20 protein-coding genes are annotated in these 22950 nt (G+C 57.7%); 13 read left to right on the plus strand and 7 right to left on the minus strand.

The genetic code is table 11. From position 1 onward, the window contains the following. The first annotated feature begins 183 nt into the window (after positions 1-183). Genes EQV24_RS13355 through EQV24_RS13375 form a run of 5 tightly spaced genes read left to right on the plus strand, consistent with a single transcriptional unit; the run spans position 184 to position 4857 of the window. Entirely contained in the window at positions 184-996 is an 813-nt protein-coding gene (locus EQV24_RS13355; protein ID WP_130626681.1) for an ABC transporter ATP-binding protein, read from the plus strand. After that, the gene (locus tag EQV24_RS13360) at positions 993-1976 is read left to right on the plus strand and encodes an iron ABC transporter permease (protein ID WP_130626682.1); all 984 of its coding nucleotides are present in this window, start codon (positions 993-995) and stop codon (positions 1974-1976) included. Before EQV24_RS13355 ends, EQV24_RS13360 begins: the two co-directional genes overlap by 4 nt. Beyond that, positions 1973-3013, plus strand: coding sequence for an iron ABC transporter permease (locus tag EQV24_RS13365; protein WP_127869099.1), 1041 nt, complete (start codon positions 1973-1975; stop codon positions 3011-3013). The genes EQV24_RS13360 and EQV24_RS13365 overlap by 4 nt, the downstream gene beginning before the upstream one ends. Positions 3014-3022: 9 nt before the next feature. Next, on the plus strand, positions 3023-3973 hold the full coding sequence (locus tag EQV24_RS13370; protein WP_045293715.1) for an iron-siderophore ABC transporter substrate-binding protein: 951 nt from the start codon (positions 3023-3025) through the stop codon (positions 3971-3973). Next, the gene (locus tag EQV24_RS13375) at positions 3970-4857 is read left to right on the plus strand and encodes a MurR/RpiR family transcriptional regulator (protein ID WP_013098734.1); all 888 of its coding nucleotides are present in this window, start codon (positions 3970-3972) and stop codon (positions 4855-4857) included. Before EQV24_RS13370 ends, EQV24_RS13375 begins: the two co-directional genes overlap by 4 nt. A gap of 23 nt (positions 4858-4880) precedes the next feature. On the opposite strand, the gene EQV24_RS13380 is transcribed toward EQV24_RS13375, so the two are convergent. Next, positions 4881-5720 carry an AraC family transcriptional regulator gene (locus EQV24_RS13380; protein WP_130626683.1) on the minus strand — a complete coding sequence of 280 codons (840 nt, stop codon included), beginning with the start codon at positions 5718-5720 and terminating at the stop codon, positions 4881-4883. 166 nt (positions 5721-5886) lie between these two features. Here EQV24_RS13380 and EQV24_RS13385 point away from each other — a divergent pair, with 166 nt between their 5' ends. Genes EQV24_RS13385 through EQV24_RS13395 form a run of 3 tightly spaced genes read left to right on the plus strand, consistent with a single transcriptional unit; the run spans position 5887 to position 10192 of the window. After that, positions 5887-7689: a DUF2264 domain-containing protein gene (locus EQV24_RS13385; RefSeq protein WP_130626684.1), complete on the plus strand. Its 1803-nt coding sequence runs from the start codon at positions 5887-5889 to the stop codon at positions 7687-7689. 32 nt (positions 7690-7721) lie between these two features. Further along, a complete protein-coding gene (locus tag EQV24_RS13390) occupies positions 7722-8987 on the plus strand; it encodes an oligosaccharide MFS transporter (RefSeq protein ID WP_013098731.1) in 1266 nt (421 codons plus the stop codon). A 17-nt stretch (positions 8988-9004) separates the two neighbouring features. After that, the gene (locus EQV24_RS13395; protein ID WP_057072630.1) at positions 9005-10192 is read left to right on the plus strand and encodes a glycoside hydrolase family 88 protein; all 1188 of its coding nucleotides are present in this window, start codon (positions 9005-9007) and stop codon (positions 10190-10192) included. Positions 10193-10222: 30 nt separating this feature from the next. Here EQV24_RS13395 and lysM read toward each other — a convergent pair whose 3' ends face one another. The 5 genes from lysM to qseB all read right to left on the minus strand — a co-directional run bounded on the left by lysM (position 10223) and on the right by qseB (position 13774). Further along, positions 10223-10663, minus strand: coding sequence for a peptidoglycan-binding protein LysM (lysM, locus tag EQV24_RS13400; RefSeq protein WP_013098729.1), 441 nt, complete (start codon positions 10661-10663; stop codon positions 10223-10225). 85 nt (positions 10664-10748) lie between these two features. Beyond that, positions 10749-11063 (minus strand): putative quinol monooxygenase, encoded by a 315-nt coding sequence (locus EQV24_RS13405; protein WP_013098728.1) that lies wholly within the window; start codon positions 11061-11063, stop codon positions 10749-10751. 30 nt (positions 11064-11093) lie between these two features. Further along, the gene (locus EQV24_RS13410) at positions 11094-11675 is read right to left on the minus strand and encodes an NAD(P)H-dependent oxidoreductase (protein WP_013098727.1); all 582 of its coding nucleotides are present in this window, start codon (positions 11673-11675) and stop codon (positions 11094-11096) included. Between the two features lie 105 nt (positions 11676-11780). Beyond that, positions 11781-13118 carry a quorum sensing histidine kinase QseC gene (gene qseC, locus EQV24_RS13415; RefSeq protein WP_130626685.1) on the minus strand — a complete coding sequence of 446 codons (1338 nt, stop codon included), beginning with the start codon at positions 13116-13118 and terminating at the stop codon, positions 11781-11783. After that, a complete protein-coding gene (gene qseB / locus EQV24_RS13420) occupies positions 13115-13774 on the minus strand; it encodes a quorum sensing response regulator transcription factor QseB (protein ID WP_020689493.1) in 660 nt (219 codons plus the stop codon). Before qseB ends, qseC begins: the two co-directional genes overlap by 4 nt. 139 nt (positions 13775-13913) lie before the next feature. On the opposite strand from qseB, the gene EQV24_RS13425 reads away from it, so the two are divergent. The 4 genes from EQV24_RS13425 (at position 13914) to ftsP (ending at position 19066) form a co-directional block, all read left to right on the plus strand. Further along, positions 13914-14315, plus strand: a complete 402-nt coding sequence (locus EQV24_RS13425; RefSeq protein ID WP_020689494.1) for a NirD/YgiW/YdeI family stress tolerance protein — start codon at positions 13914-13916, stop codon at positions 14313-14315. Positions 14316-14433: 118 nt separating this feature from the next. Continuing rightward, complete coding sequence (gene parC / locus EQV24_RS13430) at positions 14434-16692, plus strand: DNA topoisomerase IV subunit A (protein ID WP_038983486.1); 2259 nt, start codon at positions 14434-14436, stop codon at positions 16690-16692. A 164-nt stretch (positions 16693-16856) separates the two neighbouring features. Beyond that, positions 16857-17594, plus strand: a complete 738-nt coding sequence (gene plsC, locus EQV24_RS13435; RefSeq protein WP_013098722.1) for a 1-acylglycerol-3-phosphate O-acyltransferase — start codon at positions 16857-16859, stop codon at positions 17592-17594. A gap of 59 nt (positions 17595-17653) precedes the next feature. After that, positions 17654-19066, plus strand: coding sequence for a cell division protein FtsP (gene ftsP / locus EQV24_RS13440; RefSeq protein ID WP_013098721.1), 1413 nt, complete (start codon positions 17654-17656; stop codon positions 19064-19066). 30 nt (positions 19067-19096) lie between these two features. Here the strand turns inward: ftsP and EQV24_RS13445 are convergent, their stop codons facing one another. Then, a complete protein-coding gene (locus EQV24_RS13445) occupies positions 19097-20572 on the minus strand; it encodes a TrkH family potassium uptake protein (RefSeq protein WP_013098720.1) in 1476 nt (491 codons plus the stop codon). A 200-nt stretch (positions 20573-20772) separates the two neighbouring features. On the opposite strand from EQV24_RS13445, the gene EQV24_RS13450 reads away from it, so the two are divergent. After that, a complete protein-coding gene (locus tag EQV24_RS13450) occupies positions 20773-22950 on the plus strand; it encodes a YgiQ family radical SAM protein (protein ID WP_130626686.1) in 2178 nt (725 codons plus the stop codon).

Consider the following 22950-nt stretch of genomic DNA (forward strand, 5'->3'; position numbering starts at 1 on the left):
TTCCATATAATTCATTGAAAAATCTTAAATAAAAAATAACACCGCCGCTGAAGTACCTGTTATTTAACCCTGGCTTTATCAGGGTGTTTATCCCCTTGACTACTACATGGCGCAGCGGCAAACTCTCAAAAGAGAATGAGTTTTATTTTTATTTGTTCGATTTTTTATTAAGTTGGCATTCACGTGGCGCACAACACCCATAAACCGGGGCTGGTTCTTGAGAACCTCTCCGCGGGCTATCAGAAAAAAATCATCGTCGATGATATCTCCCTTGCGATCCCCCAGCAGAAAATGACCGTGCTGGTAGGGGCGAACGGCTGTGGAAAATCCACGCTGCTGAGCACTATCGCGCGTCTGCTGCAACCGCTTGGCGGGGCCGCGCTGCTTGATGGCAAAGCCATTCACGAGCAACCAACCAGAGCGGTAGCCCGCCAGCTGGGGATCCTGCCGCAATCTCCGCTGCTGCCGGAAGGGCTGACCGTGTTTGAGCTGGTATCACGCGGCCGTTTTCCCTGGCAAAATTTTATGCGCCAGTGGAGCGATGAAGACGAGCAGGCCGTTGAAGAGGCTCTGCACCTGACCGGTACGGCAGAGTTTGCACATCAGCCCGTCGAAAGCCTCTCCGGCGGCCAGCGCCAGCGCTGCTGGATCGCAATGGCCCTGGCGCAGCAAACGCCCTATATCCTGCTGGATGAACCGACAACCTTTCTCGATCTTCGCTATCAGGTGGAGATCCTCGAGCTGCTGCATACCCTGACCCGCCAGCATGGCCGTACGGTGGTGGTGGTGCTCCACGATCTCAACTTCGCCGTCAACTATGGCGATTCCCTGGTCTTTTTACGCCAGGGCAAAGTCGAGGGAGTATTGCATGAAGGCGACGTCTGCACGCCGGAACTCATCAAAGCGGTGTTTGATGTCGATGTCCATATGTCGGTTAATCCGCTGACCGGTAAGCCGTTCTTTATGCCATTCCGCCAGGCGGCGGAAAAATCATGATGCGAACGTCACTGGCTTTCCTGCTGTTTGCCTTGCTGCTGGTGATGGGCGCGATTGCCCACCTGGGTATCGGTGCGCGTGTCATTGCTCCCCAGACGGTGGTGCAGGCCTTGCTTCATTTCGACCCGCGCAATTTCGATCACAACGTGATTGTCAGATTACGCCTGATACGGCTGGCTGCCGCCATGGTCACCGGGGCGGCGCTTGGCGTGGCGGGCGTGTTGTTACAGTCGGTGATCCGTAACCCGCTGGGCGAGCCGCATATTCTGGGGCTTAACGCGGGGGCGGCGCTGGCCGTGGTGCTGACCAGCGCGCTTGGGTTTACCTTGCCGTTTGGCCGCCCGCTGATTGCCGCTGTGGGTGCCGCCGCGCTGTTTATGCTGGTGTTGACGTTCTCCTCTTCAGGGCGAACCGGCCTCACGCCAATGAAAATTACCTTATGCGGCGTGGCGATGTCGGCGTTTGCGTCGTCGATTACCGCCACGGTGCTGATTCTGGATGAACAGACGCTGCTTGCCATGCGCACCTGGCTGGCGGGAGATCTTGCCGGGCTTAACGCGGAGATCGTTCGCAGCGCATCCTGGGTTGCCGCTGTGGGGTTCGCTCTGGCGCTCTGGCTGTCGCCGTCGCTCAATATGCTGGCCCTGGGAGACCGGATGGCGCAGGGGCTGGGCGTGTCGCTGCTCAAAACTCGGCTTTTGGCTCTGCTGGCGATTGCGCTGCTTTGCGGCGCAGCCGTCTCCATTGCCGGACCAATTGGTTTTATTGGCCTGGTCGTGCCACAGCTGATCCGCTGTCTGGCGTCGGTGGACTTACGCGTGATGGTGCCGCTTTCTGCCCTGTGCGGGACGCTGGTGTTGCTGCTGGCGGATATCGCGGCCCGTACGCTGTTTATGCCGTATGAGCTGGCCACCGGGATCATGACCGCGCTGGTGGGTGCTCCTCTCTTTATCCTGATGGCATCAAGGATGTTCAAATGAGCCGGGCCGGACTGCGTGCATGGCGTGTCGGGCCGTTTTCCGGGCAGGTACGCCCGGCGGCAGTGGCGCGCGTTACGCTTATCGCTCTAATGGGCATTCTCCTGCTGGGGTTTGGCCTGACGCACGGTTCGCTTCCCATTCCCACTTCCGCCATCGGGCGCGCGCTGTTCTCCGGAGAACCCCTGGAGGCCGATGCGCGCTATATCGTGATGGATATCCGCCTGCCACGGCTGCTGATGGCCATTTTAAGCGGCGCGATGCTGGGCATGGCGGGAGCGGCGATGCAGTCCATCACCCGCAATGGCCTGGCCGATCCGGGGCTTATTGGTGTGAAAGAGGGCTGCAGCGCGGCGGTGCTGCTGCTGATTTTTCAGTTCCCTGCGCTGGGGCTGGCCTGGCGTCCGCTGGTCGGGATGGCTGGTGGCCTCATTACCGCGTTGCTGGTGGTGGCGCTGGCCCGCGATATCTCGCGTCCGCGTTTTATTCTGATTGGGATTGGCGTGTCATGGGCTTTCTCTGCGGCAATGGGGATCTTTATGACTACCGCCGACGTGCGCGATGTGCAGACGGCGATGCTGTGGCTGGCAGGGAGCCTGCACGCGGCAAACTGGACGCTGGTCGGTATCGCCGCAGCCTGGGCGGCCCCGGCGTTTGCGCTACTGCTCTTTACCGCCCGCGCGGCTGACGTGGCATTGCTGGGTAACCACGCCGCAACGGGGCTCGGGGTTCGCACCGCACGATTAGCGCTACTGCGCGTTCTCGCGCCGGTGGTGTTAACGGCGGCCTGTGTCTCCTGCGTGGGGAGTATTGGTTTTGTGGGGCTGATTGCGCCGCATATGGCGCGTCTGGTGATGCGCGGTGGGCAAACCGCGTTGTTGATGGGCAGTGCCGTGCTGGGTGCGCTGCTGGTGCTGCTGGCGGATACCGTCGGGCGGCTGGCATTCCTGCCGTTGCAGTTACCGGCGGGGATTGTGATTTCACTGACTGGCGGACCGTTTTTCCTGCTGCTGCTCTGGCAGCGTCGGGACAGATTTTAGAGGACTATAATGCGCGTACTTGTTTCGATGCTGTTGCTGATAGGGTTTGCGGTGGGTGCGGCGGAGCCGACGCAGACGTTCACTGACGATCTGGGGCGTAAGGTGGAGGTGCCGCTTCACCCGAAGCGGATCGTCTCGCTGCACGACCTGGATATCACCATTCCACTGATTGAGCTTGGCGTACCGCCCGTCGCCAGCCATGGCCGCACGCGCCCGGACGGCAGCCATTTTCTGCGCGCCAGCGGCATGCTGACGGGGGTGGATTTCGATAATTCCGACATCAAATTCATCGGCACGGCGGATATCGACATTGAAGCCATTGCCGCCGCCAAACCCGATCTGATCATCACCGAGCCGACCCGCAACACGCCGGTGGAACAGCTGGAGAAGATTGCCCCGACGGTGAGTATCGACCATCTCGACGGCGGTGCACCGGAGATCTACCGCAAGCTGGCGCAGCTCACCGGTACGCAGGCGCGGCTGAAAATCCTGGAGCGCCGCTATCAGGAACAAATCAAGGCGCTGAAGGCGACCATCGATACGCGCAAAATCACCGTGTCGGTGATTCAGGCTAACCAGGGAAAAATCAATGCCATGCACAGCTACCACTCTTTAGGCCGCGTGCTGCGTGACGCCGGATTTACCTTCCCGCCGCTGATTGAGAGTATCCCGGAAGGGGGACGGATTGACGTCAGCGCCGAACGTCTGCCGGAGCTGGACGCCGATTTTGTCTTTGCCACCTGGCGCGGCGACACCGGGGGTAAACCGCAGGACGAGCTGGCGGCGATGGAGGCGGTGATGCCGGGCTGGTGCCAGTTCCTGAACGCCTGTCGGACCGGCCACTACGTGCTGATTTCACGCGAAGAGGCCATTTCGAACTCCTTCGCCTCTTTAGGGCTGATGGCCGCGCAGGTACAGTCGCAGATTGCCGGGCGGCCATTGCCGGAGGTATCACCGTGATCCGTAAAGAGAAAGGGCGTGTGGATGTTTACGGGGAGCGCTTTCGCGCTCGTGCACATCATCTGACGCCGCGTCTGCTGCAGGTGGCGCGCTACATCAACGAGAACCGGGAAGCGGTAATGGAGCAGACGGCAATGGAAATCGCCACGCTGCTAAAAACCTCGGACGCCACCGTGGTCCGCGCGATCCAGGCGCTGGGTTTTGCCGGGCTGCGCGATCTGAAGCAGACGCTGGAGCAGTGGTTTGGTCCGGTGGTGACATCCAGCGAAAAGATCTCCTCGACGGTTAACACGCTCACCAGCGACGTTAACGCGAGCATCGATTTTGTGCTGGAAGGGCATCAGCACACCTGTGAGGTCTTGTCACAACCGCACAACCGCTATGCGATGGCGCAGGCGGTGTCGCTGCTGGCGCAGGCCAGGCAGGTGGCGATCTTCGGCATTGGTGCCTCCGGCATTCTGGCCGAGTACACCGCCAGATTATTCAGCCGGATGGGGCTCCCCGCCATGCCGCTCAACCGCACCGGGATAGGCCTTGCCGAACAGTTGATTGCGCTCCAGCGCGGCGATGTGCTGGTGATGATGGCGCAAAAATCTGCACACCGGGAAGGACAAACCACGTTGCGGGAAGCCAAACGTCTGGGGATCCCGACGATTTTGCTGACCAACGCTCTGGACTCACGTTTCAGCAAAGAGGCCAGCGTGGTGATCCATGTGCCGCGCGGCGGAGAAAAGGGCAAAATCCCGCTGCACGGTACGGTGCTGCTGTGCCTGGAGATGATTATTTTGTCCGTCGCCTCCACCGAGCCGCAGCGCACCATCAAATCCATGAAGCGCATCAACGAGTTTCATCGTGGGTTAAAGCCGGGGAAGAAGAGCGGTTAAAGCATGCCGGGCGCTCACGCCGTTCATCGGTCAGCATGGTTCTTCCGGTACTGCAACGGCGTCTCGCCAATTCCCTTCTTAAACGCGCTGATAAACCACGTCACGTCGGAAAATCCCACCTGGGTGGCAATCTCGCGTACGCTCGCCTCGCTGTGCAGCAGGCGCTCGCAGGCCTTGCGCAGCCTTAGCGTATTCAGATAGTTGTGGATCTTCTCGCCTGTTTCCGCATGGAATTTTCGCGATACGTAGCTGCGGGATTTCCCCAGCGTTTCTGCCAGTGCATCCAGGCGAAATTTCTCCTGGTAATGTTCGTCCAGCCAGAACATCACCTGGCTGGCGAGCCCAAGGCTACTGCCCGGCGCACGGGCATTATCGTCCGGGAGCATGGCGAATAAACCAATCAACAGCGCGGCTATTCCCTCGCGGGTTAAAGGCGACGGGTAACAGCCGAGCAGATGATCGACATGGTGATGGCAGTGCGCCAGATCGGCAACCCACGCTCCGGCGCCGCGGGCAGAAAGTTTCTGCAGCCGCTGCTGCGTGTGGGGAAAATCGCGCAGGGCTGTAAGCACCGCGTGAGGGTCGAGATGAATAATGGTACGTCGGTAAATCGCTTCTGCCTGCTCATCCACCCTCACTTTATGCAGGGTAAACGGCGGAAAGAAAAACAGCCGCCCGGGGCACATGGTGTAGTGACGGTTATCGACAATGGCGACGCCAAATCCTTCTTCTACATACAGAATCTCCAGACACTGATGCCAGTGATGATAACGCACGGTATTGGCAAACAGACGGCTGAATGACACGACGGTGTCATTTAAGGTGATCAGTTCCAGCCGGTCGGAGGTGGGCGTGTCGCGCATAGTGCAATAAAACTCAATTTTCTGCCGTTATATTCTCGTTATAAACCACCTTTTTAAATTTTCTCAACTGGAGGTTTATTTAGCCTTCACGGCTGTGACGTGGCTAACATTTATCCCCCTTGCGGATTCACTATCCTTCGTCGCAGTTGATGACGAGGGCGAGCGTATGTCTAAAAAATCAAATCCATTGTCTTCGCGCCAGGAGGTGGTGGCGTCGTTACATGACCTGCTGGGCGCGCTGGATAAGTCCTTTCCGCAGGATTGTTCACGGTTCTCGCTGGGAGAAACCTGTGCGCACTACCCCACGGAGATTGCGCAGATGGAAGGGCTATCCCGCGCGCTGTGGGGGTTGTTTCCGCTGATGGCGGGCGGCGGGGACGAGCCGTTTAGTGAGAAGTACCTTACCGCCATTAAGCTCGGCACCGATCCGCAGAGCCCGGGCTATTGGGGGGAAACCGGCCCGTACGACCAGCGTCTGGTGGAGATGGCGGCTTACGGCCTGGGGCTGGCGCTGCTGGGGGATAAGCTCACCCGCCGCTTCAGCGAACGTGAGGTAATGAACCTGCACGCGTGGCTCAACCAGATCACCGATGCGCAGATGCCGGACAGCAACTGGAACTACTTCGCGATTATGGTGCAGCTTGGCTTCAAATGTGCCGGGCTGCCGCATGATCCGCGCGCCATCGACCGTCGGTTTGCGATGATGGAGGCGTATTATCTGGGTGACGGCTGGTATTCTGACGGTCCGGGCCGCCCGAAGGATTACTACATCTCAATGGCGTTCCACTTCTACGGCCTGATTTATGCCACCCTCAGCGGTGATGAAAAAAGGGCGGAGGTGTTACGTGAGCGTGCCCGTCAGTTTGCCGAAGATTTTATTTACTGGTCTGCCGCCGACGGCGCGTCGGTACCGTTTGGCCGGAGCCTTACCTATCGCTTCGCGATGGTCGCTTTCTGGAGCGCCGTGGCCTTTTCCGGGCTGAATGTCTTCTCGCCGGGCATCGTGAAGGGCATTGTGCTGCGCCATCTTCGCTGGTGGCAGCGGCAGCCGATGACCGATCGCGACGGTATTTTGACCCTCGGTTTTACTTATCCCAACCTGGTGATGTGCGAGGATTATAACGCCCCCGGCTCGCCGTACTGGGCGCTGAAAACGTACCTGATGCTGGCCTTGCCGGAGTCACACCCGTTCTGGCAGGCAGAAGAGCAGCCGCTCCCCTCGCTGGCGGAAAAACGCGTGATCCACCCAGCGCAGCACATCCTGATGCATGCGGATAACTCACAGCACGTCACGATGCTCACTGCCGGTCAGCTTGAGCTGAATAACTACGTCAACACCGAAGCCAAATACACCAAATTTGCGTACTCAAGCCGCTTTGGCTTCACCCTCGAGCGGGGGCGCTTTGGCCTGAAACATGCCGCCTGCGACTCGATGTTACTGCTGGCGGAGGGGGATAACTACTTCCGCGGGCGTCGTGAATGCGCGGAGGTGCGGGTGGATGAGAACTACCTCTATTCACGCTGGTCACCCTGGCATGATGTCCATGTCGAAACCTGGCAAATTCCCTTTGGCGAGTGGCACGTGCGTCTGCACCGCATTAACAGCGCTCGCACCCTTCAGGCAGTGGAGGGAGGTTTTGCGGTGATGAAAACCGAACGCCACATTCATGAGCGTGGCTGTTACCTGACGGCCAGCAACGGCAGCAGCGTGATTGTCGATCTTTCCCCGGCCATTGCCCGGGAGCCAGACAGCATCGTCACGCCGCCGAACAGCAGCATTATGTTCCCGGAATGCGCATCCATTCCGCTGTTAAAAACCGATCTCCCTCAGGGAGAGAGCTGGCTCTGTTGCGCCGTCGTGGCCAGCGAGAACCCCCCCGCGGCATTGGCACCTGAATTGAAGATGACCCCTGACCAGGTCGCGATCCGCGAACCCGGAGGCGAACGTAAGCTGTCGTTCACATTATAAAAAATCTGACCCTACACGTCGGCGAGAATGATATGAAAAGTGCATCTACAACGAACAGAACCGAATATTACAAAATCAGCAGCTTTATATTTCTCTATTTCTTTACCTGGTCCGCCAGTATTGGGCTATTAGCCATCTGGCTCGGCCAAAAGGCCAATCTCAGCGGCTCGGTAATTGGCACTGTCTTTGCGGTCAACGGTATCTTCTCAGTCATCCTTAAACCGATCTACGGCTATATTCTCGATAAGATCGGCATGAGTAAATACCTGCTCTATTTTGTGGTTGCCATGTCCGCACTGATGGCGCCGTTCTTTATTTATGTTTATCAGCCGCTGCTGATGTCCAATACTCTGGTGGGGATCATCATTGGCGCGCTCTATTTAAGCTTTGCCTGGTACGCGGGCGTGGCGGCGTGTGAATCCTATTCTGACCGCTTTAGCCGTTTAAACGGTATGGAGTTCGGGCAAATTCGCATGTGGGGATCGCTTGGCTGGGCCGTGGCGTCCTCGTTCTCCGGTCTGCTGTTTAATCTCTCTCCGGCGTATAACTTTATTTTGGGCAGCGTCGCATCCATCATCATGCTGATCGTCCTTGTGAGCCTGAAAGTGAACACTAACTCCGCTCACGCCAGCGAGGTGCTGACCAAAGAGAAAATCGCCCCTGCGGATGTCTATGCCCTGCTGCGTAACCGCAAGTTCTGGGCGTTCTGCCTGTATGTGGCGGGCGTGGCGTGGATGATGTTTATTGCCGAGCAGCAGTTCTCACGCTATTTCGTCACGTTCTTTGATGATATTCACCAGGGTAACGCGGTGTTCGGTTATCTGGGAACCGTACAGTCGGGTATGGAATTTGTGATGTATATGGTGATCCCGCTGTTGGTGAATAGTATTGGTGCCAAGCGTGGGCTGTTAATTGTCGGGCTGGTGGTCGGTGCGCGACTGATTATTTCCGGCCTGTGCGATTCCCATCTGTTAATTTCCGTACTGAAACCGCTGTATGGCCTGGAAATATGTCTGCTGCTGGTATCGGTCTTTAAATATATTGCTGAGCATTTCGATAAACGCGTTAACGCCACCATGTATCTGCTGGGCTATCAGGCCATGCTCTACGTGGGCAACGTGGTTGTCTCTTCGCCTGCCGGCTATCTGTATGACCGCATCGGCTTTGAGCACACCTATATCATTATGGGAGCCACGGCGCTGACCTTTACGTTTATCTCTGCCTTTACGTTATCCGCCTGCCAGAGCAAATGGCGCGGTACCCGCTCGCTGAACGCAGCAGAACCCTCATCCCGGTAATTTAAAGGACCCGAAACATGTTAAGTCGTATCAAAGAGGAACACCTGCAGGCTATTCCTGTCCCCGTTGAATCGCGGACATTACGTGATGAACTCAGCTCTGCCCGCAGCCACGTGCTTGAGCTGATTAGCCGTCATTTGGTGGCGTTTGGTGACCGATTCCCGGCAGAAACCTGCCAGAACGGGGTTTATCCGCTGACGGAGAATGTGGAGTGGACCACCAGCTTCTGGACCGGTCAGCTATGGCTGGCGTGGGAGATGAGCGGTGAGACAACGTTCCGCGAAATGGCTGAAAAACACGTGCGCTCGTTTGGCCTGCGCATCGCCGGGCGTAATGATACCAACACTCATGATTTGGGGTTCCTGTATACGCTCTCCTGCGTGGCGGCCTGGCGACTGACCGGCAACCGCGAGGCGCGCGGGTTCGCCCTGCTGGCGGCTGAAGCCCTGCTGGAGCGCTTTCACCCGAAGGCGAAGATTATTCAGGCCTGGGGCGATCTGTCAGACCCGGAGCAGGCCGGGCGGATGATTATCGACTGCAACATGAATCTGCCGCTGCTCTACTGGGCGACGGAACAAACCGGCGACGCGCGCTTTGCTGACGCCGCAAAAGCCCACGTGATGCAGGCCGCTACGTACCTGATTCGTGAAGATGCCTCGACGTTCCACACCTACTACATGGATGTGGTTACCGGCGCGCCTCGTTACGGCAACACGCAGCAAGGATACGCGGACGACTCCTGCTGGTCCCGCGGGCAGGCGTGGGGGATCTACGGTTTTATGCTGAGCTATCTCTATACCGGCGATAAGACGATGATTGTGCTGTCAAAACGCCTGGCAAACTACTTTCTTAATCGTCTGCCGGAGGATTATGTCTGCCACTGGGATCTGGCGCTGCTGGGGACAGATGCGCTGCGGGATTCCTCCTCGGCGGCCATTGCCGTCTGCGGGCTGCTGGAACTGGTAAAACAGTTGCCGGTCACGGATCCGGATCGTGAACGTTATCTGGACTGGGCTAAAGGGATTATGTCGTCGCTGACAAAGCACTATCTGATGGGCAAAGACGAGAAGGGGAACGGGCTGCTTAAGCACGCTGTCTATCACCTGGCGAGCAACAAAGGCGTGGATGAATGTGCGAGCTGGGGCGATTACTTCTACGTTGAGGCGCTGGTGCGGTTCACCCAGAGCTGGAAGCCGTACTGGTAAAAGGTCGGGGGCGCGCCCCCGACGTGTGGGTTACGCTTTAGGAATACGCAGCGTCTGGCCGGGATAAATCTTGTCCGGGCTGGAGAGCATCGGGCGGTTCGCCTCAAAAATCTTGTTGTACTGGTTGGCATCCCCGTACACGGTTTTGGAGATGGCGCTGAGGGTGTCGCCTGATTTCACCGTATAGTAAGTGGCTTCATCTTTGGCATCAGTGGCGGTGATGTTGTTTTCCACCTCGCTGACGCCCGCAATATTGCCGACGGCGACCTGGATTTTTTCTTTCTGCTCTTGGGTCAGCCCGTCGCCCGTTACGCTGGCTTTACCGTCGGTAACGTTGACCTGCACTTTATCCGCGCCGGGAATGTTGAGTTTCTTGAGATGCTCGGTGATTTTGTCGCTCTGGCCTTTATGATCGGTCAGGTTGTCCCACAGCTTTTCGCCTGCTTCTTTTACGAAGTTAAAAAGTCCCATTCCATCCTCCTGTTAATCATGAAGTCAGAATAAGCATAGCAGGTCAGAGATATTTCCCTCTCCGAAAGGAGAGGGAAGGCAGGTTTTACACCCCTTGCTCCAGAATACGGATGTGGGTTTCCAGCACGTCACCTTTTACCGCATCGCTCCACGCTTTCATGTGTGCTGTCTGCAGGTGCGCTTCGAGATGCGCCACGGTTTCCCACTGCTCAACCATGATGATGGAGTCCGGCGCGGTGGCCTGGAAGCTGGCGTTGGTTGCGGCGTCAACCATCGGCGCATAGCCGTGGCAGCCTTCTTCTTGCAGTACGGTTGGGATAATTTTCGCGAACTGATCCAGCACCGCCTGGCGGTGATGTTGGCCAGGACGCGTACGGATTTCAGCAATAACGGTAAGCATAATTAACTCCTTCTAATTCCAGGTTACCAGTTAAGCAAAAATTTCAGCCAGATGCTTGCGATATTCTGCGATATAGCGCGGGACGTCAGGCATTTTAATCACGTCGTTGACGATAAAGGTCGGCAGCGGGTCCATGCCGAGGAACTGGTTAGCCTTGTGGAACGGCAGGTATGCGCCGTCTACCCCTACGCCTTCAAAGAACTGATCTTTATCGGTGAACGCGTCCAGCGGGGCGTTCCAGGTCAGGGAGAGCATATATTTCTTACCCTGAATCAGGCCGCCTGAGCCATATTTTTTAGACGCGTCTGAACGGGTACGGCCGTCGCTGGCATACAGTGAACCGTGGCCCTCAGTGAACACGTCATCCATGTATTTTTTCACGGTCCACGGTGCGCCCATCCACCAGCCCGGCATCTGCCAGATAACCACGTCAGCCCACAGGAAGTTCTGCACTTCGGCTTTCACGTCGTAATGGCTGTCTGCGCGCACAACCTTAACATCATGCCCGGCGTCGCGCAGGAAGCCGTCCGCGACCTCGGTCAGGGTGTCATTCAACTGGCCTTTAGAGTGGGCGAATTCTTTCGCACCGTTGATAATCAGAATGTTGCTCATTATTTGTCCTCGTCGATGAGAGTATGGCGAGTATTCTACGCGCGAGGACGATACGGTAAAATGAGCAAAATGTGCAAAGTCTTTTGCGTTAAATGCAATAATCCCTTACCAGCACACCTTTACGTCAACGCCGCCTTCCGCAGCATTATCCAGTGAAACATGCATACCGTGCAGGGCAGCAATGCGTTTTACAATCGATAATCCCAGCCCGCTGCCCGTGGCATCCTGGCCGGGTGGACGATAAAAACGCTCGCCAATACGGGCCAACGCCTCGGGGGCGATCCCTGGTCCGTTGTCGCGTATGGAGAAGCAACGGGCGTCCAGCGTAACCTCAACCACGCTGCCGTGCGGGCTGTAACGAACGGCGTTATCCAGCAGGTTACGCACCAGCAGGCTCAACAGCAGCGGTTGACCCGTGCGTTCAGCCTGCGGGGCGTTGATGTTCAGGCGAAGGTCGATACCCGCCTGCTGCGCCGGATGCCAGATGTCCAGAACCGCTGATTGCAGTAAATCGGCCATCTTTATCGGTTCGACATCGTCGAGATTTTCCAGAGAATCCAGACGCGAGAGAGTGAGGAGTTGATCCACCAGCCGGGATGCCCGGTCGATCCCCGCGTGGAGCTGCGAGAGCGCTTTTTCCTGCGCCTGCGGGTCGTCCAGAGAGAGTTGCGCCACGTCGGTTTGCACCTTCAGGGCCGCCAGCGGGCTACGTAATTCGTGGGCGGCATCGGAGGTAAAGCGGCGCTCGCGGCTCATCATCTCCTGGGTTCGGGTAAAGAGGTGGTTCAGGGAGTCCAGAAGGGGGCGTACTTCTGATGGCACGCCCTGTGTCGGCAGGGTGTCGGTGGCATCCGGCGAGCGCAGGCGCAACGTCTGCGCCAGTTTTTTCAATGGCTTAAGCTCCCGGCTCAGCAGGACAATCAGCAACAGCAGCATCACCGGTAGCGCCACCAGCCACGGCGTCAGCTGCGAGCTGACCACATCCAGCGCCATCTCCTGCCGGTATTCCCACTCCTGACCGACCACCACGCGGTACTTCCCGTCCGGCGAGGACAGCCATAAGAAACGCCAGTCATCGTTGTCGTCTTTGAGCCTGCCGTCATCAAACCCATCGCGGCGATAGTGATACGGGATGTCGCGGCCGTTTTCCCCGTCATTGAGGATCATCGTGCCGTCGGTAGCGTAAATGGCGAAGGCCAGAGCATCGTCGTCCAGGCGACCGTGCTTCACTTTTTTGGGGATCTCGCGCATCCGCTCCGGAGCGCGTATTTCATCCAGATCCATCGTCAGCAGCCGTTTAGCAAACAGCATCTGTTGGGTATCAAACAGCTTATCGAGCTTGTGGGTCGTCTGCTGCCAGGCGACAAGGCTTGCGGCAAACCAGGCCGTCAGCGACAGCAGCAGAAAAAGAAGCGTCAGACGGAGTTTCAGGCTCAGTTTCATGCGTCACCCAGGGTATAGCCGATACCATGAACCGTGCGGATAAATTCGCTGCCCAGCTTACGCCGCAGATGATGGACGTGTACTTCCACGGCGTTACTGGAGACGTCATCGTCCCACGTATAGAGCTTCTCTTCGATCGCTTTACGCGGCAGGACGCGGCCCGCATTGCGCATCAGTAACTCCAGCAGGGCGAACTCTTTGGGCTTGAGGGCCAGCGTTTCCCCCTCCAGTGTGGCGACGAGGCTTGTCGGGTCGAGCGTCACTTTGCCATGACGCAGTTCGCTGCGCGTCTGACCGTGGCTGCGACGCACCAGCGCCTCAAGGCGGGCGGCCACTTCGATCAGCGCGAAGGGTTTGCAGAGGTAATCATCGGCTCCCAGGCGTAGCCCCTCGACGCGCTGATTCAGCGCATCCCGCGCGGTCAGGATAAGCACCGGCTCGCTGCGCCCGCTTTCGCGCCAGGCGCGCAGGATCGCCAGACCGTCGATCTCCGGTAGCGTCAGGTCAAGCACCACCGCATCGTAAGGGGCAGAACAGAGCGCCGCCTGGCCGGTTTTTCCGTCGGTGAACCAGTCCACGCTGAAGCCCATTTTGCTTAAGCCCGCTTTAATGCCATCGCCAATCAGCTTGTCGTCTTCTACCAGTAATATGCGCATATCCCCTCCTTGATGGCGTCAGTAAACCCTCTGGATCCGCCTGCTGTACAGTAAAAAAATATAAATTTTCCCCTTAAGAAGTTGTTAAGGATTACCCTGTTTAATGGATTGCGACACCACATTAAAGGGAGAGATGAATATGAAAAAATTCGCTGCAATGGCTGCTATCATGATGATGACCACCGCACCGGTCTTCGCTGCTCAGGGCGGTTTTACGGGCCCATCAGCTACCCAACCCCAGACTCAGACGCAGGCAGGCGGTTTTGTTGATAACAACGCCAACCTGACAACGGCCGCGAAAGTCAAAGACCTGAAGGACGACGCCTGGGTGAAGCTGCGCGGGAACATCACCGAACGCCTGTCCGATGACCGCTACACCTTCCGCGACGAGACCGGCACGGTGGTGGTTGAGATTGATCATAAGCGCTGGAACGGTGTGACCGTGTCCCCGCAGGATAAAGTTGAGCTGCAGGGTAAGGTCGATAAAGACTGGAACGAATTTGAAATCGACGTGAAGCAGGTTATCAAGCTGACGAAATAACCCAGAAAGGGCCGCTTATCCGGCCCTTTTTCTTTGTGACTCAACTCGCCAGATAGGGTAGTATCTGCGGCAATATTGCCTGAAACCCATCGGTTTCTGAGTTGAGGAATCACACGTAATGAGCGATATGGCAGAGCGCCTCGCGCTACATGAATTCACGGAAAACGCCTACCTGAACTACTCCATGTACGTCATCATGGACAGGGCATTGCCGTTTATCGGGGATGGCCTGAAGCCCGTTCAGCGTCGCATCGTCTATGCGATGTCCGAGCTGGGGCTGAACGCCACCGCCAAGTTCAAGAAATCCGCCCGTACCGTCGGTGACGTACTGGGTAAATACCATCCGCACGGCGACAGCGCCTGCTATGAAGCGATGGTGCTGATGGCCCAGCCGTTCTCTTATCGTTACCCGCTGGTGGACGGTCAGGGGAACTGGGGGGCACCGGACGATCCGAAATCCTTCGCGGCGATGCGTTATACCGAATCCCGTCTGTCTAAATATGCCGAAGTGCTGCTGGGCGAACTCGGCCAGGGGACGGTGGACTGGGTGCCAAACTTCGACGGCACGCTGCAGGAGCCGAAAATGCTGCCTGCACGTCTGCCGAATATCCTGCTGAACGGCACCACCGGTATCGCGGTCGGTATGGCGACGGACATCCCGCCACACAACCTGCGTGAAGTGGCGAAAGCCGCCATCACCCTGATTGAACAGCCGAAAACCTCGCTGGACGAGCTGCTGGATATCGTTCAGGGGCCGGACTTCCCGACCGAAGCTGAGATCATCACCTCGCGTGCGGAAATCCGCAAAATCTACCAGAACGGCCGTGGCTCCGTGCGCATGCGCGCGGTGTGGACCAAAGAGGACGGAGCCGTGGTGATCACCGCGCTGCCGCATCAGGTCTCTGGTGCCAAGGTGCTGGAGCAGATCGCCTCCCAGATGCGCAATAAAAAGCTGCCGATGGTGGACGACCTGCGCGATGAATCCGACCACGAAAACCCAACCCGTCTGGTGATCGTGCCGCGCTCTAACCGCGTGGACATGGAGCAGGTGATGAACCACCTGTTTGCCACCACCGACCTGGAAAAAAGCTACCGCATCAACCTGAACATGATCGGTCTGGACGGACGCCCGGCGGTGAAAAACCTGCTGGAGATCCTCTCCGAATGGCTGACCTTCCGTCGCGATACGGTGCGCCGTCGTCTGAACCACCGTCTGGAGAAAGTGCTTAAGCGCCTGCATATCCTCGAAGGTTTGCTGGTCGCGTTCCTCAATATCGATGAAGTCATTGAGATCATCCGTACCGAGGACGAGCCGAAGCCCGCGTTAATGTCGCGCTTTGGTATCAGTGAAACCCAGGCTGAAGCGATCCTCGAACTGAAGCTGCGCCATCTCGCTAAGCTGGAAGAGATGAAGATCCGCGGTGAGCAGAACGAGCTGGAAAAAGAGCGCGATCAGCTGCAGGCGATCCTCGCGTCCGAACGCAAAATGAACACCCTGCTGAAGAAAGAGTTGCAGGCCGATGCCGATGCCTTCGGCGACGACCGCCGTTCTCCGCTGCATGAGCGCGAAGAAGCGAAGGCGATGAACGAGCATGACATGCAGCCTTCAGAGCCGGTCACCATCGTCCTGTCCCAGAGCGGCTGGGTGCGTAGCGCCAAAGGCCATGATATCGACGCGCCGGGGCTGAGCTACAAAGCGGGCGACAGCTTCAAGGCGGCCGTGAAAGGCAAGAGCAACCAGCCGGTGGCGTTTATTGACTCCACGGGCCGGAGTTACGCCATCGATCCGATCACGCTGCCTTCCGCGCGCGGTCAGGGCGAACCGCTGACCGGCAAGCTGACGCTGCCGCCGGGGGCGACGGTTGACCACATGCTGATGGAAGCCGACGACCAGAAACTGCTGTTGGCCTCTGATGCGGGTTACGGCTTTATCTGTACCTTTAACGATCTCGTGTCACGTAACCGTGCCGGTAAAGCCATGATCAGCCTGCCGGATAACGCACACGTTATGCCGCCGCTGGTGGTTGAGAACGAGAGCGACATGCTGCTGGCCATCACGTCTGCCGGGCGCATGCTGATGTTCCCGGTCAGCGACCTGCCGGAGTTGTCAAAAGGGAAGGGCAATAAGATCATCAACATCCCGTCGGCGGAAGCCGCGAAAGGTGAAGATGGCCTGGCGCATCTCTTCATTCTGCCGCCGCAGAGCACGCTGACCATTCATGTCGGCAAGCGTAAAATCAAGCTGCGTCCGGAAGAGTTGCAGAAGGTGGTGGGCGAGCGCGGACGCCGCGGTTCGCTGATGCGCGGCCTGCAGCGTATCGACCGCGTGGAGATCGATTCTCCTGCACGCAGCAACGCGGGCGACAGCGAAGAGTAACGCGTTTCGATCCCCCTCTGTTCCGGAGGGGGATATCCAATAAAATTTCCCGTAAAACCGTTGTTAATTCGTGCGTTGCGATTAACAATACGCGCTCGTAATAAAGTCCTTACCTGGCCACAGGTGAAGTATAATTGTCAGCTGTCAGGGCTTCAGAGGTCGCTATGCTATACATTGTTCGTCTTATTCTTACCGTTATCTACTGCATTCTGGTCTGTGTTTTCGGCTGCATCTATTGCCTGTTCAGCCCGCGTAACCCGAAGCATGTCGCCACCTTCGGCCACATGTTTGGTCGTCTTGCGCCGCTGTTTGGCCTGAAGGTTGAAAAGCGTCTGCCGGAAGGGGCGGAGAATTTCGGTAACGCCATCTATATCGCAAACCATCAAAATAACTACGATATGGTGACCGCCTCTAACATCGTGCTGCCGCCGACCGTGACGGTGGGTAAGAAGAGCCTGCTGTGGATCCCCTTTTTCGGCCAGCTCTACTGGCTGACGGGTAACCTGCTGATTGACCGTAATAACCGCGCAAAAGCGCACGGTACCATTGCGGAAGTGGTGAACCACTTCAAAAAGCGCCGCATTTCTATCTGGATGTTCCCGGAAGGCACGCGCAGCCGCGGCCGCGGTCTGCTGCCGTTTAAAACCGGGGCGTTTCATGCCGCAATTGCGGCGGGCGTTCCAATTATTCCCGTGTGTGTTTCCAATACATCGAATAAGATTAATCTTAACCGCCTGAATAACGGGCTGGTGATTGTCGAGATGCTGCCGCCGGTCGATACCAGCAAATACGGTAAAGATCAGGTCCGCGAGCTGGCAGCGCACTGCCGTGAACTGATGGTTCAGCATATTGCTCAGCTCGACAAAGAAGTCGCAGAGAGAGAAGCCGCCGGGAAGATCTAATCCGGCGTTAAAAGGGAAAACGAATTCCCGCGTTGTTAGTCGTTTCAGATGGAGCTTATATGTCACTCAGTCGGCGTCAGTTTATTCAGGCTTCAGGGATCGCCCTTTGTGCGGGTGCGATGCCGCTGACAGCCAGCGCCGCCGGGCAGCAACAGCCGCTGCCCATTCCGCCGTTGATTGAATCCCGTCGCGGGCAGCCGCTATTCCTGACGCTACAGCGAAGCCACTGGTCGTTTACCCAGGGAACCCGCGCGCCGGTCTGGGGCATTAACGGGCGCTACCTTGGGCCGACCATCCGCGTGTGGAATGGCGATGACGTAAAGCTCATCTACAGCAACCGCACGCCTGAAAATGTGGCGATGACCATCAGCGGGTTGCAGGTTCCCGGCCCGTTGATTGGCGGGGCCGCGCGCATGATGTCGCCTAACGCCGACTGGGCTCCTGTGCTGCCGATCCGTCAGAGCGCGGCGACGCTGTGGTATCACGCTAATACCCCTAACCGCACTGCCCAGCAGGTTTATAACGGCCTGGCCGGGATGTGGCTGATAGAAGACGAGGTCAGTAAATCTCTGCCCATTCCAAACCACTACGGCGTGGATGATTTCCCGGTCATTATCCAGGACAAGCGTCTGGATAACTTTGGCACACCGGAATACAGCGAGCCGGGTAGCGGTGGCTTTGTTGGCGACACGCTGCTGGTCAACGGCGCGCAAAGTCCGTATGTCGAAGTCTCGCGCGGCTGGGTTCGCCTGCGTCTGCTGAACGCCTCTAACTCGCGCCGCTATCTGTTGCAGATGAGCGATGGCCGCCCGCTGCACGTGATCTCCGGCGACCAGGGCTTTTTACCGGCGCCGGTGTCCGTAAAACAGCTGGCGCTTGCCCCGGGTGAACGCCGTGAAATCCTCGTGGATATGACCAACGGCGATGAAGTCTCGGTGACCTGCGGCGAAGCGGCGAGCATTGTGGATCGCATTCGTGGCTTCTTTGAGCCGTCGAGCATTCTGGTCTCCACGCTGGTGCTGACCCTGCGCCCAACCGGTCTCCTGCCGCTGGTGACCGACAGCCTGCCCATGCGCCTGCTGCCGCAGGAGATCATGAGCGGTTCGCCGGTACGCAGCCGTGATATCAGCCTCGGCGACGACCCGGGCATCAACGGCGCGCTGTGGGACGTTAACCGTATCGACATTACCGCCCAGCAGGGCACCTGGGAGCGCTGGACCGTTCGCTCCGACATGCCGCAGTCGTTCCATATTGAAGGTGTGTCATTCCTGATCCGCAACGTGAACGGCGCGATGCCGTTCCCGGAAGACAGGGGCTGGAAAGACACCGTCTGGGTGGATGGTCAGGTTGAACTGCTTGTCTACTACGGCCAGCCTTCCTGGCCGCACTTCCCGTTCCTGTTCCACAGCCAGACGCTGGAGATGATGGACAGGGGCTCCGTAGGGCAAATGCTGGTTAACCCGGCGCCGTAAGCACAGCATTCCCGGTGCGCCGGGAATGGGTTATGCCCGCCAGAAAAAGCGCGAGCACAGGATCAACACCGGATAAATTTCCAGACGTCCTAAGATCATCGCCGCGCACATCAACAGCTTGGCTTCTTCCTTTAACGTCCCGAAGGTTGATGCCGTTTCGCCAAAGCCCAGCCCCATATTGTTGATACAGGCAGCCACCGTCGCAAATGATGTAAACAGGTCATAGCCCATCAGATTGAGCGCCCAGACGAAAAAGCCTGTGATCATCACGTAGAGAAAGAAGAAGCTCCATACTGAACGCAGGACGCGCTCATTCACCACGCTGTTGCCAACCTTGATGGTCAGCAGCGCCCGCGGATGCGCCAGCTGATTCATCTCCTGAATGCTCTGCTTGAACATCATCAGAAACCGCAGGGCCTTAATCCCACCGCAGGTCGAACCCACGCAGCCACCAAAAAAGCTGGCGCTCAGCAGCAGGAATATGGTGTGGGCAGGCCAGTGGGCGTAATCGGCCGTTGAAAGGCCGTTATCGGTCATCATTGAGCTTGCCAGGAAGAAGGCGTGCACCAGGCTGTCGAGAGGGTTATACATTCCCGCGTGCCAGACCTGCCAGGCGGTAATGGCGATAAGCACCGCGGCAGCGGCCAGAAAGAATCTCACCTCCGGGCTGCGGCGAATCGGCTTCAGCGTGCGTCTGACAAGGGCGACATACCAGAGGGTAAAGTTAAACGCCGAAAGCAGCGAAAAGGTGCCGGCGACAAGCTCAATCGCGTGGCTGTCATAAAAACCGATGCTCTCGCTGCGGGTTGAAAAGCCGCCCAGGGATACGGTGGAGAGCCCGTGACAAACGGCATCAAAAAAGGGCATCCCCGCCAGCCAGTACGCCAGCGTGCAGGTTATCCCCAGCGCCAGATAGGTGACCCACAGGGTGCGTGCGGTATCGGCGAGCCGGGGCGTCAGACGCTCCTCTTTAAACGGGCCGGGCATTTCTGACTGGTACAGCTTCATGCCACCGATGCCCAGCAGCGGCAGGACCGCGACGGCCAGTACGATGACGCCCAGCCCGCCAATGAAATTGAGCTGCGCGCGATAATAGAGGTACGATTTGGGCAGGGCGCTGACGTCGCCGATCACCGTTGCGCCCGTGGTGGTGATCCCGGAAACGCCTTCAAAAAGTGCGTCAGCAAAGGAGAGCTGCAGGCCATCGTCCATCCAGAGCGGCATGGCGCTGATTAATGAGAACAGCAGCCAGAACAGGACGATAATCACGAATCCGTCGCGGGTGCGTAGCTGTATACCGGCGTGACGGGTTGCCCGCCAGGCCAGGCCGCCGAGGCTGAAAAAGGTCAAAAAGGTGGTCAAAAAAGCAAAATAGGTTCGCTCTTTATTCAGCAGAGCGATAACCATCGGCGGCAGCATAGACAGGCTGTACAGAAGAACCAGAAACCCGCAGAGATGAAGCACAACCCGCAGCTGGGAGACATGTAACGAATCGTTGAACTTCACAACAGAACTCCGCGCAAGAACCTGTTCCGGGGGAAAATCACCGGAAGTTAGAGTGAATATTATGAGCCAAAATAATCAGGGCGCTGTATTTTAACGACTTCTGTGAATATCTGTCTGCCTCTTGCATCCTTTTCTTCAAATCTGGCGGATGAACAGCGTATAATCCGGCTCCTTTTGTCTATTTTTTCTTCGGAAGCATTATGAGCGCAATTTCCCTGATCCAGCCGGATCGTGACCTTTTCTCGTGGCCCCAGTACTGGGCGGCCTGCTTTGGACCGGCGCCGTTCCTGCCGATGTCCCGGGAAGAGATGGACCAACTGGGCTGGGATAGCTGCGATATCATTCTGGTCACGGGCGATGCCTACGTTGACCACCCGAGCTTCGGTATGGCCATCTGCGGCCGCATGCTTGAAGCGCAGGGCTTCCGCGTGGGGATCATCTCCCAGCCAGACTGGAACAGCAAAGACGACTTTATGCGTCTGGGTAAACCGAACCTGTTCTTCGGCGTGACCGCCGGCAACATGGACTCGATGATCAACCGCTATACCGCCGATCGTAAGCTGCGCCATGACGATGCGTACACACCGGATAACGTGGCGGGCAAACGCCCTGACCGCGCCACGCTGGTCTACACCCAGCGCTGTAAAGAAGCCTGGAAAGATGTGCCGGTGATCCTGGGCGGCATCGAGGCGAGCCTGCGTCGTACCGCGCACTATGATTACTGGTCTGATACCGTGCGCCGCTCGGTGCTGGTGGACTCCAAAGCCGACATGCTGATTTACGGTAACGGCGAGCGCCCACTGGTAGAAGTGGCGCACCGTCTGTCGCAGGGCGAGCCGGTGAGCAGCATCCGCGACGTGCGCAACACCGCCATCATGGTGAAAGAAGCGCTGCCGGGCTGGCGCGGGGTGGATTCCCGCATCATCGATATGCCGGGCAAAATCGATCCTATCCCGCACCCGTATGGCGAAGATCTGCCGTGCGCCGATAACAAACCGGTTGAGCCAAAGAAAGCGGAAGCGAAGGCAATCGTCGTGCAGCCGCCGCGCCCGAAACCGTGGGAAAAGACCTATGTGCTGCTGCCGTCCTACGAGAAGGTGAAAGCCGATAAGGTGCTCTACGCCCACGCGTCCCGTATTCTGCACCATGAAACCAACCCCGGCTGTGCGCGTGCGTTGATGCAGAAGCACGGCGAGCGTTTTATCTGGATCAACCCACCGGCGATCCCGCTCTCCACCGAAGAGATGGACAGCGTCTTTGCGCTGCCGTACAAACGCGTGCCGCACCCGGCGTACGGCAACGCCCGTATCCCGGCGTATGAGATGATCCGCTTCTCGATCAACATCATGCGTGGCTGCTTCGGCGGCTGTTCCTTCTGCTCCATTACCGAGCACGAGGGGCGCATTATTCAGAGCCGTTCTGAAGATTCGATCATCAACGAGATCGAAGCCATTCGCGATACCGTGCCTGGCTTTACCGGGGTGATCTCCGACCTCGGCGGCCCAACGGCCAATATGTACATGCTGCGCTGTAAATCGCCGCGCGCGGAGCAAACCTGCCGCCGTCTCTCCTGTGTCTATCCAAGCATTTGCGAACATATGGACACCAACCACGAGCCGACGATCAACCTCTATCGCCGCGCGCGTGATCTGAAGGGTATCAAGAAAATCCTGATTGCCTCCGGGGTACGTTACGACATCGCTGTGGAAGATCCGCGCTACATCAAAGAGCTGGCGACGCACCACGTCGGTGGCTATCTGAAGATTGCGCCGGAGCACACCGAAGAAGGCCCGCTGTCGAAAATGATGAAGCCGGGGATGGGCAGCTACGATCGCTTTAAACAGCTGTTCGATACCTACTCAAAGCAGGCAGGGAAAGAGCAGTACCTGATCCCGTACTTCATCTCCGCCCACCCGGGTACGCGCGATGCAGACATGGTGAACCTGGCGCTGTGGCTGAAACAGCGTCGCTTCCGTCTGGATCAGGTGCAGAACTTCTATCCGTCACCGCTCGCCAACTCCACAACCATGTACTACACCGGCAAAAACCCGCTGAGTAAAATTGGTTACAAGAGTGAAGACGTGGTGGTGCCGAAAGGGGATAAACAGCGTCGTCTGCACAAAGCGCTGCTGCGCTACCACGATCCGGCTAACTGGCCGCTGATCCGCCAGGCGCTGGAAGAGATGGGGAAAAAGCATCTGATTGGCTCGCGTCGCGACTGTCTGGTGCCGGCACCAACGCTGGATGAGATGCGCGAAGCGCGTCGCCAGAACCGCCATACGCGCCCGGCACTGACCAAGCATACGCCGATTGTGCACCAGCGTTCGAATGGTGGGACTATGGGGACGAAAAAAGCGGGAAAACGTAAGATCGGATAA

This window comes from Enterobacter sp. A8 (genome assembly GCF_004296595.1).
GTDB classification, from domain to species: Bacteria; Pseudomonadota; Gammaproteobacteria; order Enterobacterales; family Enterobacteriaceae; genus Enterobacter; species Enterobacter cloacae.

Coding starts and splice junctions, on each gene's coding strand:
- parC (WP_038983486.1), top strand. CDS start 14,434: ATGAGCGATATGGCAGAGCGCCTCGCGCTACATGAATTCACGGAAAAC.
- EQV24_RS13385 (WP_130626684.1), top strand. CDS start 5,887: ATGTCTAAAAAATCAAATCCATTGTCTTCGCGCCAGGAGGTGGTGGCG.
- EQV24_RS13405 (WP_013098728.1), bottom strand. CDS start 11,063: ATGCTTACCGTTATTGCTGAAATCCGTACGCGTCCTGGCCAACATCAC.
- ftsP (WP_013098721.1), top strand. CDS start 17,654: ATGTCACTCAGTCGGCGTCAGTTTATTCAGGCTTCAGGGATCGCCCTT.
- EQV24_RS13425 (WP_020689494.1), top strand. CDS start 13,914: ATGAAAAAATTCGCTGCAATGGCTGCTATCATGATGATGACCACCGCA.
- EQV24_RS13365 (WP_127869099.1), top strand. CDS start 1,973: ATGAGCCGGGCCGGACTGCGTGCATGGCGTGTCGGGCCGTTTTCCGGG.
- qseC (WP_130626685.1), bottom strand. CDS start 13,118: ATGAAACTGAGCCTGAAACTCCGTCTGACGCTTCTTTTTCTGCTGCTG.
- EQV24_RS13390 (WP_013098731.1), top strand. CDS start 7,722: ATGAAAAGTGCATCTACAACGAACAGAACCGAATATTACAAAATCAGC.
- EQV24_RS13395 (WP_057072630.1), top strand. CDS start 9,005: ATGTTAAGTCGTATCAAAGAGGAACACCTGCAGGCTATTCCTGTCCCC.
- EQV24_RS13380 (WP_130626683.1), bottom strand. CDS start 5,720: ATGCGCGACACGCCCACCTCCGACCGGCTGGAACTGATCACCTTAAAT.
- EQV24_RS13360 (WP_130626682.1), top strand. CDS start 993: ATGATGCGAACGTCACTGGCTTTCCTGCTGTTTGCCTTGCTGCTGGTG.
- plsC (WP_013098722.1), top strand. CDS start 16,857: ATGCTATACATTGTTCGTCTTATTCTTACCGTTATCTACTGCATTCTG.
- qseB (WP_020689493.1), bottom strand. CDS start 13,774: ATGCGCATATTACTGGTAGAAGACGACAAGCTGATTGGCGATGGCATT.
- EQV24_RS13410 (WP_013098727.1), bottom strand. CDS start 11,675: ATGAGCAACATTCTGATTATCAACGGTGCGAAAGAATTCGCCCACTCT.
- EQV24_RS13450 (WP_130626686.1), top strand. CDS start 20,773: ATGAGCGCAATTTCCCTGATCCAGCCGGATCGTGACCTTTTCTCGTGG.
- lysM (WP_013098729.1), bottom strand. CDS start 10,663: ATGGGACTTTTTAACTTCGTAAAAGAAGCAGGCGAAAAGCTGTGGGAC.
- EQV24_RS13370 (WP_045293715.1), top strand. CDS start 3,023: ATGCGCGTACTTGTTTCGATGCTGTTGCTGATAGGGTTTGCGGTGGGT.